The sequence below is a fragment of the Streptomyces sp. NPDC104381 genome, assembly GCF_055583745.1.
The window spans coordinates 188,609-201,915 of the sequence record NZ_JBVJNK010000009.1 but is presented as its reverse complement, the minus strand read 5'-3'; the positions used below and the strand labels follow the sequence as shown (position 1 = coordinate 201,915).

Genomic DNA, 13,307 nt, shown 5'->3' with positions numbered 1-13,307 from the left:
GCTAGCCGGGGGCCGAGTGGGCCCTACCGGCCGCCGCCCAGCTTCTCCCGGATCCACGCGAGGGCGAACTCCACGACCTCGGCGGCTTCGAACAGGTGGCTGTCGGCGGCGCCGACCGTGCCCCGGCGCCCGATCCCGGCGGCCAGCATGTCCCGGACGATCGTCTCGAACGGGTCCTGGCCGCTCGGCGTGACGGAGGAGTAGTCGAAAGCCCCGCCCGAGGAATCGATGTCGCGGAAGCGGCGCCAGACCCGCCGCCCGTCCTCCAGCACCGGCTGCTCGTACTCCACGAACCGCTTCCCGGGCGCGTCCGCGAGCGCCTCCGCGTGGTGCAGGAGCGTGAGCGTCTCCAGCGGCGCGCCCAGCATCAGCACCCGGCCGCCCGTCTCGACCAGCCGGGCCAGCGGGCTGCCGGGGCCGTGCGGGTCGTCCCACGGGTGGTCGGCCATCAGCGCGGCGGCTCCCGCCCCGAGCGCTGCGAGGCTCACGTCGGGGTGCCTGCTGCGGACGGCCCCCGGCCACCGGCGCACCGCCTCGGGGAGCCTGCCGTGGTCGTGATCGGCTTCGCTCGACTCCGGTTCGTACGCCGGGTGTTCGGCGCGCACGGCGTCCTGCCAGGGCTCCGGCCAGTCGGTGAACCCGTACGGCAGGGCGTCGTGCCAGCCGCAGCTCACCACCAGCGTCCCCCGCTCCCCCACGACGTCCCGCAGGGCGGCGACGACGGTCGTGGGGCCTCCGGTCACGTAACCGATGGCGGACATCCGCGTGTGGAACATGACGGTGTCGCCCGCGCCGAGCCCGAGCGCGGCCAGGTCGCGGCCGATCCGGCGGCGGGTGACGGGGCCGTCGGCACGTGCCATCAGGGCGGCGGCCGGGTCCTGGGGTGAGGCGTCCATGGCGGTGACGGTACCGGCCCCACGGCTCGGGGGCCCCGCGGATGGTGGGAGGCGGCGGGAAGCGAGGGGAATGCGGACGGTACGGGCCTCGGGAGGCATGCCGAAGTGCCGGAATCCCAACGGGAACCGTGGGGCGTGGTTCGGCCGTCCTCACGGCCGAACCACCGCGCCGGGCACAGTCGGTGCCGTGCGGGACACCCCATGTATCCAAGGAGCAGCATGACCGCCCACGGCAGTACGCGACCCCGGAACAGCCGCCCGATGAGCACCGGTTCCCTGTCGACGCGGAGTGCGCGCACGGTTCTCCGGGACTGCGCGAAGGGCGTCCTGGTGCTCACGCTCGTGGTCGGCGGCGCTGCGGCCTGCGGCCCCTCGGACGGGAGCGGGTCGTCGAAGGGCGGCAGTCACAAGGCCAAGGACTGGAAGGTCGGGGACTGCGCCGGGCCCGACACGAGTGAGTCGAAGGACGGCTTCCAGCCCCTCGACTGCGACGACCCGAAGGCGACGATCAAGGCGCTGGAGATCAAGGACGGCGAGATCTTCGCCGGTGCCGTCGAGTGTCCGGCCGGCACCGACGAGATCATCTCGGTGAAGGTCTCCTTCGGCGGGAGCTCCGGCGGCGGCCTGCCCAGCAAGACGATCTGCGGCCGTAACCTCTCCGACGACCACCCCGGGGACGCGGGTGCGGGCGGCGGTCAGCTCGTGGTGGGCGACTGCGTGAGCGACGAGGCGAAGGAAGTGGCCTGCGCGACCGGCGGGAACAAGGTCCTCGCCCTGACCAAGACGGCCGAGGAGTGCCCGGCGGCCGCGGACAACCCGATCGAGCTCTTCCCGAGCCCGGGCCGCCCGTACGACGCGATCTGCACCAGCAAGGCCTGACGCGGGGCGGCCGGGCCCCGCGTCGGCGGGAGCGGGGCCCGTGTCCACGGGAGCCCGGCCCGGCCGGGTCGCGCCGCGTGCCGGGCCGGGCGTGCCGTGTGCGTGCCGGGCCATGCGTGCGTGTCGTGCATGCCGTGTCGAAGTGTGCGCGATGCCTTGACGTGCCCCTGTCGAGATGGCTTCATGGGAGCGCTCCCATAGAGCCATCCGATGTTTGGCGTCACCCGGCACCCACTTTCTGGAGTCGCAGTGAGATCAGCAACGAACACGGCACGGAAGAGCCCCCTGACCGCTTTCGCGAGAAGCACCGCCCTGCTGAAGGGCCTGGCCGCCCTGCTCGGCATCGTCCTGCTGGGCGCGCTCGGCCCCGCCGCCGCACAGGCGGCGCCCGCGCGGGCCGAGGCCGCGGCCACCGGTCTGCACATCAGCAACGGCCGCCTGCTGGAGGGCAACGGCAACGACTTCGTGATGCGCGGCGTCAACCACGCGCACACCTGGTATCCGGGCGAGACCCAGTCGCTGGCCGACATCAAGGCCTTCGGCGCGAACACCGTCCGCGTCGTCCTGTCCGACGGCCACCGCTGGACGAAGAACGGCCCCGCCGAGGTCGCGGGCATCGTCGACGACTGCAAGGCGAACCGGCTGATCTGCGTCCTGGAGGTGCACGACACCACCGGGTACGGCGAGGACACCGCGGCGGGCACCCTCGACCACGCGGCCGACTACTGGATCGGGCTCAAGGACGTCCTCGCGGGCCAGGAGGACTACGTCATCATCAACATCGGCAACGAGCCCTGGGGCAACACCGACCCCGCGGGCTGGACCGCCCCCACGACCGCCGCCGTGCAGAAGCTGCGCGGCGCCGGCTTCGCCCACACGATCATGGTGGACGCGCCCAACTGGGGCCAGGACTGGCAGGGCGTCATGCGCGACAACGCCCGGGCCGTGTACGACGCCGACACCACGGGCAACCTGATCTTCTCGATCCACATGTACAGCGTCTACAGCACGGCGCAGGCCGTCACCGACTACCTGAACGCCTTCGTGGATGCCGGACTTCCGCTGCTCATCGGTGAGTTCGGCGGCCCCGCCGACCAGTACGGGGACCCGGACGAGGACACCATGATGGCCGCCGCCGAGCAGCTCGGCCTCGGCTACCTGGCGTGGTCCTGGAGCGGCAACACCGACCCGATCCTCGACCTGGCCATCGACTTCGACCCGAGTCGGCTGAGCTCCTGGGGCGAGCGGATCTTCCACGGTGCGAACGGCATCGCCCAGACCTCCCAGGAGGCCACCGTCTTCGGCACCGGCACGGACCCGGACGACACGCAGGCCCCGACCGCCCCCGGCGCCCCGGTGGCCTCCGCGGTGACGGCCACCTCCGCCACACTGACCTGGCCGGCGGCCACCGACAACGTTGCCATCAGCGGTTACGACGTCGTCCGGGTCAGCGGTGGCACGGAGAGCGCGGCCGCCTCCTCCACCACCAACACCGTCACCGTGACCGGGCTCAGTGCCGCCACCGCGTACGAGTTCGCCGTCTACGCCCGTGACGCGGCCGGCAACCGCTCGGCGCGCTCCGCCACGGTGCGCGTCACCACCGACGACAGCGGCCCGACACCGGGCGTGGGCTGCTCCGTGGGCTACCGGGTGACCGGCTCCTGGCCCGGCGGCTTCCAGGGCGAGATCACCATCCACAACACGGGCACCGGCGCCATCAACGGCTGGAACCTCGGCTTCGCCTTCGCCGACGGCCAGACGATCTCCAACATGTGGGGCGGCACCCCCACCCAGAGCGGCGCCACGGTCAGCGTCGCCCCCGCCGGCTACACGGCGGCGATCGCCGCGAACGGCTCGGTGACGCTCGGCTTCACCGGCACCAGCGGAGCCACCAACACGGCCCCGTCCGCGTTCACGCTCAGCGGCAGCACCTGCACGACGGTCTGATCCGGGCACTCCCACCGGCCGGCGGGGGTCGCGTCCCCCGCCGGCTCCCCGTGTCCTTCGCGCGGATCGTCTTTATCCAATCGCGCCTAAGCGACGGGCCGTTGGGAGAGGATTACTCCGTGTCAGACTTCATGGAGTTCGAGTTCGACGACGGTTCATCCCTGGCCCTCCAGGTGTTCCCTGCGGCCACCCCTGCCGAGGGATCGGCGCCGGGCTTCGGCACGTCCGTGCCGGTGGCGCGGGGGTCGCGGCTGGGCGCGGTGGCCGGGACCGCGCTACGCGGGGTGCTGGCTCCCCTGGTCCCGCTGCTCCAGCAGGTCCGTGACACGGCTGCCGCCGTCCCCGACCCGCCCGACGAGATCTCGGTGAGTTTCGGAGTACGGGTCGGGCACGACCTCAAGCTGGGGGTGGTGGGCGTGGCGGGTGAGGCGACGCTGACCGTCACCGCCAACTGGCACCTGGGGCAGCAAGCCACCACGGACGGCTGAGGTGCTCGGACGGGGGGATCGCGGCGCGTCCGGCAAGGACGCCGCGCGGCTGTCCCTGGTGTCGGTCCTGAGCCCGGGCACCGCGCGCGTCGTGGGCAGCGGCGTCTACATGGGCGGGCGCCGGCTGCTGACGTGCGCCCATGTGGTCAACGAGGCACTGGGCCGTGCCATGTTCACCCGGCCCGCCCCGGAGAACGCCTCCCTGCGGGTGGGCTTCCCGTGCCTTCCCGAGGGGCCCGATCTCGCGGCACGGCTCGTGGCGTGGAAACCCGCCCACCGCGCGGGGGCGCCCGACATCCCCGTGCTGCTCGGCGAGCCCCTCTGGGGCGGCGACCTGGCCGTACTGGAACTGGCGGAGGAACCCGGGGCGCCCGTGACACCCGCGCCCTGGCAGTACATGGACCGCGGCCAGGAGGTCCGTGCGTGGTACGGCGACGGCGCGACGTTCACCTACGCCGACAGCAGTGTCGGCGCGGTGCACCAGGACCACGGTTTCGTCGACGGCGCGCCGCGCGGTGCCGCGATCGGCCCCGGCTACAGCGGTGGGCTGCTGTGGTGCGAGAAGGAACAGGCGGCCGTCGGGCTCGTCCTCGGGGTGATGTCGCCGCCGGACGGTCCCTTCCGCGCCGAGAACGTCCAGCGCCGCGCCATCGTCGCCCCGTGGCAGAGCGTCGAACGGTTCCTGGCCGCCAAGGAGATGAAGGCCGGCCCGGCACCCGGCGACACCGGCCGGCTCACGCCCGGGCCGGTCGCCCCGGTCCTGCGGCACAAGCTCCACAAGGTCGTCCTGAGCCTCCTGCCCGATGAGGAGCAGCGCCTGCGCCACACCCACCGGGTGCTGTCGGCCCTCGGGCTGCCGGGCGACTCCGCGGCCGACGCCTCGGTGGCCGCGCTGGTGGACCTCGTGCTGACCCGGCCCCGGGCGGCGGCGGTCCTCACCGACGAACTGCCCGGCAGGCTGCGCGAAACCGCGCTGAAGCTGCTGTCGTTGTGCCGTGGCGCGCTGGTCCCGGGGATCCTCACCCCGCTGGAGCTCGCGTCCCTGCTGGCCCTGCTGGAAGGGGAGCCGGGCCGGCTGCTGGAGGAGGCGGCGCGTGACGCGCTGGTCAACACCACGTTCTGGGACGAGCCGCTCGACACCCTCCGGGGCGACCCGGACGACGCCGTGCGCACCCTCGTGCTCGCCCTGGAGAACTACTGGGGTGACAGCGCGTCCACCGACACCCCGCACCGGGTGCCCGCCCTGCTGACGGCGGTCGAGTACGTCGCCGCTCTCACCGGCCCCGGGCAGCGGCGGGAACTGCGCGAGTGGGTCGCGGTGGTGGCGGAGAGGACCGGCGTGCACGAGTCGGTGCTGCTGTCCCGGCGCACCGACGCGGAGGACTGGGCCCGCGCCAGGCGATCCCGTACGACACCTGCGGAGCCCCGGCTGACCGTGCGGCTCGACCGGGACCCGTCGGGCGGGCACCGCTGCACCGTCTGGTACGACCCGGGCACCGGGCAGGACGGTGCCCTCCGGCTGGTGCGGGCGGACGACGACCCGCGCGGACCCCAGGAGGTGGCCCGGCTGGTCCAGGACGTCCTGCTGCGCGAGGTCCCCGCCGCGGTGCGGGTGCGCAGCACCCCGCTGATCGAGTTCGTGGTCGAGCCGGAGGACCTGGACCTGCCGGTGGACCACTGGGACGACGGTGACGCGGACGACGGCTTCCCGTCCGTCCTGGGCGTGGAGTACGCCGTCGTGGTGCGGTGCCCGGAGCTGCGCACGCAGTCGCTGAAGAGGCTCAGGGCCTGGGAGACCCGGTCGGTGGGGTTCCCCTCCGGCGGGTTCGCCCGGCTCATGCCGGAGCACAGCGAGCCGGAACACGTGTACAAGCTGCTGCACCAGGACCAGAAGACCGGCCGCCTGGCCGTGGGCTGTGCGCCGGAGCACCGGCGCAGGCTCCAGGTGGTCTGTCTGGCACACGGCATCCCCGTCGTGCTGTGGGACCGCAACGACTCACCGCGGCGGATCGACCAGCTCACCGGGCTCATGCTCAACGGCCACCCGCGGAGCCTGCCCGAGCGTGTCCGGGCGCACCGCGCCCGGACGCTGGGGGGCTCCGGCGAGGACACGGTGGCCCCCGTACTGGTGTGGGACGACGCCTCCCGCACTCCGCCCGATCCCTACTGGAGCGACCCGTCCTGGGAGGACGCGACCTCATGACGGCAGCAGATCACCTCACGCCGCAGGACCCCGACGGCTGGCGGCTCTTCCGCGGTGAAGGGCCGCCGCGCCAGGTGACGATGCCACCCGCACCGCCGTGGCGGCGGTTCGGAGGGCCGGACACGGCAGGGCCGGAGGCAGCCGCGCCCAGGGCGCCGCGCCCGTACCTGATCGGGCCGACCCAGCGGGACATCGTGAACGCGGCCCTCCATCTGCGCAGGCCGCTGCTGGTCACCGGTCATCCGGGCACCGGCAAGTCGTCGCTGGCCCATGCCGTGGCCCATGAGCTCTCGCTGGGTCCCGTACTGCGGTGGCCGGTCAACAGCCGGTCCACCCTCGCCGAGGCGCTGTACCAGTACGACGCGGTGGGCAGGCTCCGCGAGACGAACCTCAGGCAGCATGCGGACGGGACCGCCCCGGGCATCGGGTACTTCATCCGGCTCGGCCCGCTCGGGACGGCCCTGGTGGCGGACGGGCGGCCGCGCGTGCTGCTCGTGGACGAACTCGACAAGGGTGACGTCGATCTGCCGAACGACCTGCTGACGGTGTTCGAGGAGGGCGAGTTCGAGATCCCCGAGCTCTCCCGGCTGCCCCCCGGTGAGGACGACATCGAGGTCCACAGCTCGCGGGGCGGTGACACCGTGACCGTCCACCGGGGAGTGGTGCGCTGCCAGGAGTTCCCGGTCGTGGTCATCACGAGCAACGGCGAGCGGGAGTTCCCGCCCGCTTTCCTGCGGCGGTGTCTGCGGCTGGACCTGCCGGACCCCGACGAGGAACGGCTGCGCGCCATCGTGGCCGCCCATCTGGGTGCGGACGCCCTGCCCCGGGTGGACGACCTGGTACGGGCGTTCCTGGCCCGGCGGGCTCCGGGTGAGCTGGCCACGGACCAGTTGCTGAACGCGGCGTTCCTGCGGCTCGGAGGGGTCGATCTGGACGCCGAGGGGCTGCTGGAAGCGGTGCTGCACCGGCTGGGGGGTGCTCTGTAGCCGTGCCCGACCGTCTTCTCTCCCTGCTGCGGGACGTCGGCTTCGACGTCACCGCCGAGGAGTTGGTCGACTGCCTGTGGCTGGCCGAGCGGATGCCGGGCGACGCGCCGCTGGCGGTGGCCACGGGGCTCCTGGGAGGCGGCGCCCGGCCGCCCGCGCCGGCGCGGGAACCCGGCGCCCCTCCCCCGGCATCGTGGCCGGAGGAGAAGGAGAGCACCGGCCGGCCGGACGCCCCGGCGGACGAGCCGGAGCGGGCCGAACTGCACGCCTCCGCGGGCCCGCCGGCGGAGGTGCCCCGGGGAGAGGCCGTCGACGCGGGCGGCCCCGAGGATGTCGGCCAGGACGAAGGCCCCGCCGACCCGGAGCCCGTGCCGGCGGCGGAGGCGGAGCCCGTGGAGGACCGCAGTGCCGCGCTGCCCGTGCGCATCCCCCATCCGCACGCGCTGGCCCTCCCGTTGCGTACGGCTCGCGCGCTGCGGCCGCTGAAGCAGTACCGCCCGCACCCCTCGGCCGAGGAGCTGGACGAGGCGGAGACCGCGGCGCGGATCGCCCACTCGGGCCTGATCGACGTGGTGACCCGCCCCGCCCGTGACCGCTGGCTGGACCTCACGGTCGTCGTCGACGACGGTGTCTCGATGCTCCTGTGGCAGCAGCTCTGCTCGGAGCTCAACTCGCTGCTGGCGCACCTCGGCGCCTTCCGCCAGATCCGTACGTACGGACTGCGGCTGAGGCCCGGGCGGGCGCCGCGGCTCAGCTCCCGCCCCTTCGTGCCGGACGCGCCGACGGTCTCCGCCGAGGTGCTCACCGACCCGTCGGGCCGGACCATGACGCTGGTGATCTCCGACGGGGCGGGGCCCGGGTGGCGTACCGGTGCCATGCGGGCCGTGCTGTCCCGCTGGGCGGCGCACGGTCCCACAGCGGTGATCCACACGCTGCCGCCCCGCATGTGGCGGGGTTCCGGGCTGCCCACCCGACGCCGGTCGGTCCAGGCGCCGGGGCCGGGGGCCGCCAACTCCACGTGGCGGGTGCGGGATCCGGTGCTGCCGGAGGCCCTCTCCTCGTTCGGCACGGTTCCGATCCCGGTGCTGACGCCGTCACCGCGGTCGTTCGCCGACTGGGCCAGGGTCACCGCGGCCGGCGGCTCCGGAGGTGTGCTCGCCCTGTGGGACGCGGACACGGCGGAACGGCAGCGCCCGTCGGGTGTCCGGGCCCGTCCGCGTACGGAGAAGCCGCCCCGGCGGGTCCGGCCCGACGCGGAGGTGCAGCGGTTCCGCCGGGCCGTCTCCCCGGAGGCCTACCGTCTGGCCGCCCATCTCGCGGCGGTCTCACCGCTGACCATCCCGGTGATGCGCCTCGTCGTCCACTCCCTTCCGCGCCCGGTCACCACGGCTCATCTGGCCGAGGTGTTCCTGAGCGGGATGCTGCGCCCGGCGGAGGCGGAGCACGGGCCCCCGGCCGCCGATGTCCTGCCCCAGCAGCGTGTGTTCGCGTTCACCAGCCGCTCCCGGGACATCCTTCTGGACGCGGTCCCCACCACCGAGGTCCTCGCCTCCACCCGCCGGGTGTCCGAGCACATCGCCGAACTGGTGGGCCGTTCGCCGGACTTCCCCGCGTGGCTGGACCGCGCCGACGGGACGAGCCGGCTGCCCGACGACAGCAGCGCCTTCGCCTGGCTGAGCCCGGCGCTCCAGGACCGGCTCGGGCTGACCGGGCTGTCGGCGCAGGAGTGGACCGAACAGCCCACGCTGCCCCGGGAGATACGGCTCAGTCCGCCGGGGAGCATCTACCCCCAGTTCCCGCTCGTGGGCTACTCGCCGGCGAACACCACCTGGTCCGCGGTCGAGGGCGGTTCCCTCGTGACCCTCGGCGGATACCGGCTCACCGGGCAGGCCAACCAGCCCGGCGGGCCGTCGCTGTTCGCCGGGTCCAAGGGCGAGGACCAGGCGGTGATCCGGGCCGCCTCGACGCACCCCCGGAGCGTGGCGGAGGTCCGCCGGGAGGCCTTCGCCCTCGCCCGGTTCGACCACCCCTGCCTCCCGTCGCTCCTCGATGCCGATTTCGGCGCCGGCACCCCCTGGGCCGCCGCCACCGGTGCGCTCAACCGGCTGGGGCAGGGAGCCCCGGCGCTGCGAGGCGTCGCGCAGGCGCTGCGGGTGTACGAGAGCTTCGGCACGGACCTGATCCTGGTCCTCGGCCAGCGGCTCGCCTCGGCCCTCGACCACAGCCACCACGCGGGGGTCGTGCACGGCCATCTGTCGGCGGACCGCGTCCTGCTCACCCTCGACGGCCCGCTGCTCATCGGCTGGCACCGCTCCGAGATCGCCGCCCCGGGTGCCGCACCCGCGCCGGGCCGGGCGGCCGGGGACGTACGCGCGCTCGCCGCCCTGCTCGGTCTCCTCGGGGCCCATACGGACTGGCACCCGTCCGGCACGCGGAAATTCGCGCCCCTGCTGACCGACGGGGAGAACGCTCCTGAGGTGGGCCGGGAACTCGCCGAGGAGATCTCCGATCCGTCCCTGGCCGCCCTCCTCCGCCCGTTCCTGACGCTCCCGACGCACCACCGGGCGATGACGGCGGAGTCCATGCTGGCCGCCTTCCGCGACCGTGTCCCCCGGGACGCGTTCCTGCAGCCGTTCTCCTGGTGGCTCCCCGCGAGCACGACGGCCGTCATCGACCACGCCCGGCTCGACCTCTCCTCCAGAGCTGCGCCGGATCCGCAGATCCTGCTCCCGGCGCAGCTGCCGCCCGGCGCCGAGATTCCCGTTCCGGACGTGGCGCCCACCGCGGACGACGGGACGCATGAGCCGGGCCGCCGTGGCCGGCAGCTCACGAAGTGGTTCCGTCTGCCGGGCCGCCCCGAGCAGGCCTCGCGCCGTGTCCTGCGCCGCCGCGCGAAGCCGGGCGAGGAGACCGTCATCCGTCCGCTCGACGACCGGCCGGACCACCCGGGCCGTCTCGCCGTGGTGTTCGGCGCGGGCACCGGCTCGGGGCGGTCGACCGTGGCCGTGCAGCTCGCCTCCGCTCTCGCGGCGGCGGCCCCCGCATCCCGGCGACCCCCTGTGCTGATGCTGCCGTTCGACCCCGCGGCGCACGTCATCGGATACCGCATGGTGGCCGAGGAGGGCGCCTCGTACCGGCGGGGCCTTCCCGGCTACCGGGTGTCCGCGACGCTCTCACCCGCCGACATCCGGCTCTCCCCCACCGGGGTCTGGGTGACGCTCAAGGACTCCAACCGCGCGGACTTCGTCCACCAGCACGCTCCGGCCGGGCAGCCCCCGCCCCCCGCGCGCGAACACCGGGACGTCCTCTCCCGTGTGCGCAGGATGGGCACCCTCGTGGTCGACTTCAGCGGCGGCTTCGAACCGCCCGGACCGTCGCTGCGCGGCACCTTCGGCGAGGTCGACCGTCTCGTGATCGCCTGTTCCGCGGACCCGGACCAGGTGGCCGGGGCCGCCGGCCGGCTGGACTGGCTCATCAGGCACCGTCATGCCTCGCTCGTCTCCGACGCCCTCCTGGTCCTGTCCGACCTCACGGGGACCACCGCCGGCCTGGCCGGACTCGACGAGGCGGAGCGGCGGTTGGGCCCCCTCGTGCGGGACGTGGTGCGCATCCCGTACGACGCGGCCCTGCGGGACGACGGCCTGGTCGACCACGCCGTGCTCGGGCCCCTCACGAAGGAGGCGTTCAGGAAGGCCGCCCGGGGCCTCTTCGGCTGAACCCGTGCCGCGTACCGCCGGGGGCGCCGTTCCCACCGAAAGTTTTCGAACGTTTCGGAGCGTTGACCGAAATTTGTCGGAGCGGCTAGCCTGCCGCTCGAATCCCCGGACCTCGGTCATGTCGCCGTCCTCATCCATGGGTTCACCCTGCTTCCCCCACCCAGCCCGAGGGAGCACCACCGTGATCCGAAGATCGTCGATGCTCAGCCTGTTCGCCGCCGCCGCGCTGACCGCCGCCGTCGTCACCCCCGCGCTCGGCGCCGGGGACGGCCACGGGCCTGGCGGCTCACCGGCGCCCGGGGAGCGCAACGCCCGCTGGGTGAGCACCTGGACGTCCATGCCGCAGCTGACGGAGCCGGGCAACATGCCGCCCGCGCCGTTCACCCAGGACGACGCGGTCCTGACCGATGCCACCCTCCGTCAGACGGTCCATGTCTCGGCGGGCGGTGAGCACATCCGGCTCCGCTTCTCGAATGCTTTCGGTGGCGCCGTACTGCCGATCACCAAGGTGTCCGTGGCCCTGCCGCTCGGCGGAAGGGCCGGGACCAGTGCGGTGAAGGCGGGGACCACGCGGTCCGTGACCTTCCAGGGGCGCTCCTCGGTGTCGGTCCCGGTGGGCGCCCAGGCGGTCTCCGACCCGCTGGACTTCACGCTGGCGCCGGGCTCCGACCTCACGGCGACGGTGTATCTGGCGACCGGTCAGGCCTCCACGTCCATCACCTCTCACCCCGGTTCCCGTACGACGTCCTACCTGCGGTCCGGGGACCATGTGAACGACGCGGACCTGCCCGGGGCGACGCCCACCGACCACTGGTACTTCCTCAGCGGCGTCGAGGTGTGGTCCAGGAGCACCACCTCGGCGGCCGTCGTGCTCGGCGACTCGCTCACCGACGGCCGGGGCTCCACCACCAACGCGAACGACCGCTGGCCCGACCTGCTGCAGAAACGGCTGAGGGCCGGGGCCGCCACGTCGAAGGCGGCCGTCGTCAACCAGGCGGCCGGCGGCAACCGGCTCCTGAACGACGGCCTGGGCCCCAACGGCCTGGCCCGGCTCGACCGTGACGTCCTGGCGCAGAGCGGCGTGGACTGGCTGCTCGTCTTCGAGGGCATCAACGACATCGGCACGGCCGAAGCCACCCCGGCCGCCCAGAAGCAGGTCGCGGCCGACGTCATCGCCGCGTACGAGCAGATCATCACCCGCGCCCACACCCACGGCATCCGCGTGTACGGGGCGACGCTCACCCCGATGGGCGGGAACACGCCGTACGACGACCCGGACGGGTACCGCGAGCAGGCCCGGCAGACCGTCAACACCTGGATCCGTACGAGCGGGCGCTTCGACAGCGTGATCGACTTCGACCGGACCGTCCGCGACCCGCAGGCGCCCCGGCAGCTCCGGGCCGCGCTGGACACCGGCGACCACCTCCACCTCAATCCCTCGGGCTACCGGGCGATGGCCGACGCCGTCCCCACCCGGCTGTTCCGCCAGGCTCCGCTGCCGAGGGGCTTCGGCTACAACTGACGGCGGGCCCCGTATCGGACACCCTTCGGTACGGTCACGGATCGGCGTCCCACCCGGCCTCGTCATCCGCCTCCGTCCAGGCTGTCCCGCATGGACAGGACACCTGGCGGAGGCCGTGGGGGCATGCGAACGGCCGGCAGCTGCCTCTTCACCGGCTGTATCGGCGTTCTCGGCGTGTGTCTCGCGCTCGTCACCGCCTTCTGGATCTGGGCGTCCACGCAACCCGGGCGCAACGAGGACAAGGCACGTGCCGACATGCGTGCGGGCGCCGACGCGCACGGGGAACGACTCGCCGGGGCCGCGGCGGACGGCCTGCTGACGGACGCCGAACTAGCCGCGGAATTCCCGGGGGGAGGCCCGGCGCGAGGGCTGCTCGCCGTCGAGCGGAAAGCCGGATCCGTCCGTCTCACCGTCGGACTCACAGGGGTCGGGCCGGGGTTCATCCTCGCGTCCGCGACGTACGTGGACGGGTGTTACGTCTTCGATGTCCGGCTGGAGCGGGGCGGCGGGCCCCGTGTCTCCACCCGGGAGTCGTCCGCAGCCACGTGCGGGGGCCTCACCCCGGTGTTCCGCCGCCCCGCACCGACCGCCGCCCCGCCCGCGTCCACACCTTCAGCGGCGCGCTGAGGACCGGGCCGTGTCCGCGGGCCCGGAGGCGTGACTGCTGAGA

9 protein-coding genes are annotated in these 13,307 nt (G+C 73.7%); 8 read left to right on the top strand and 1 reads right to left on the bottom strand.

Annotated elements, in window-relative coordinates; all coding sequences use genetic code 11:
* Nucleotides 1-23: 23 nt before the first annotated feature.
* Nucleotides 24-896 (bottom strand): aminoglycoside 3-N-acetyltransferase, encoded by an 873-nt coding sequence (aac(3), locus tag ACZ607_RS29905; protein WP_469739775.1) that lies wholly within the window; start codon nt 894-896, stop codon nt 24-26.
* A 219-nt stretch (nt 897-1,115) separates the two neighbouring features.
* Here aac(3) and ACZ607_RS29900 point away from each other — a divergent pair, with 219 nt between their 5' ends.
* From ACZ607_RS29900 to ACZ607_RS29865, 8 genes are all read left to right on the top strand, one after another.
* Entirely contained in the window at nt 1,116-1,775 is a 660-nt protein-coding gene (locus ACZ607_RS29900; protein WP_469739767.1) for a hypothetical protein, read from the top strand.
* A 285-nt stretch (nt 1,776-2,060) separates the two neighbouring features.
* Nucleotides 2,061-3,722, top strand: a complete 1,662-nt coding sequence (locus ACZ607_RS29895; protein WP_469739942.1) for a cellulase family glycosylhydrolase — start codon at nt 2,061-2,063, stop codon at nt 3,720-3,722.
* A 119-nt stretch (nt 3,723-3,841) separates the two neighbouring features.
* On the top strand, nt 3,842-4,210 hold the full coding sequence (locus ACZ607_RS29890) for a CU044_2847 family protein (protein WP_241748454.1): 369 nt from the start codon (nt 3,842-3,844) through the stop codon (nt 4,208-4,210).
* Nucleotide 4,211: 1 nt separating this feature from the next.
* Entirely contained in the window at nt 4,212-6,413 is a 2,202-nt protein-coding gene (locus ACZ607_RS29885; protein ID WP_469739764.1) for a VMAP-C domain-containing protein, read from the top strand.
* On the top strand, nt 6,410-7,399 hold the full coding sequence (locus ACZ607_RS29880) for an AAA family ATPase (RefSeq protein ID WP_469739762.1): 990 nt from the start codon (nt 6,410-6,412) through the stop codon (nt 7,397-7,399). The genes ACZ607_RS29885 and ACZ607_RS29880 overlap by 4 nt, the downstream gene beginning before the upstream one ends.
* A 2-nt stretch (nt 7,400-7,401) precedes the next feature.
* Complete coding sequence (locus ACZ607_RS29875) at nt 7,402-11,115, top strand: SAV_2336 N-terminal domain-related protein (protein WP_469739759.1); 3,714 nt, start codon at nt 7,402-7,404, stop codon at nt 11,113-11,115.
* Nucleotides 11,116-11,314: 199 nt separating this feature from the next.
* Nucleotides 11,315-12,637: an SGNH/GDSL hydrolase family protein gene (locus ACZ607_RS29870; RefSeq protein ID WP_469739940.1), complete on the top strand. Its 1,323-nt coding sequence runs from the start codon at nt 11,315-11,317 to the stop codon at nt 12,635-12,637.
* Nucleotides 12,638-12,727: 90 nt separating this feature from the next.
* Nucleotides 12,728-13,264: a hypothetical protein gene (locus ACZ607_RS29865; RefSeq protein ID WP_469739757.1), complete on the top strand. Its 537-nt coding sequence runs from the start codon at nt 12,728-12,730 to the stop codon at nt 13,262-13,264.
* The last annotated feature ends 43 nt before the right edge of the window (nt 13,265-13,307 follow it).

Coding starts and splice junctions, on each gene's coding strand:
- ACZ607_RS29865 (WP_469739757.1), top strand. CDS start 12,728: ATGGACAGGACACCTGGCGGAGGCCGTGGGGGCATGCGAACGGCCGGC.
- ACZ607_RS29880 (WP_469739762.1), top strand. CDS start 6,410: ATGACGGCAGCAGATCACCTCACGCCGCAGGACCCCGACGGCTGGCGG.
- ACZ607_RS29900 (WP_469739767.1), top strand. CDS start 1,116: ATGACCGCCCACGGCAGTACGCGACCCCGGAACAGCCGCCCGATGAGC.
- ACZ607_RS29870 (WP_469739940.1), top strand. CDS start 11,315: ATGCTCAGCCTGTTCGCCGCCGCCGCGCTGACCGCCGCCGTCGTCACC.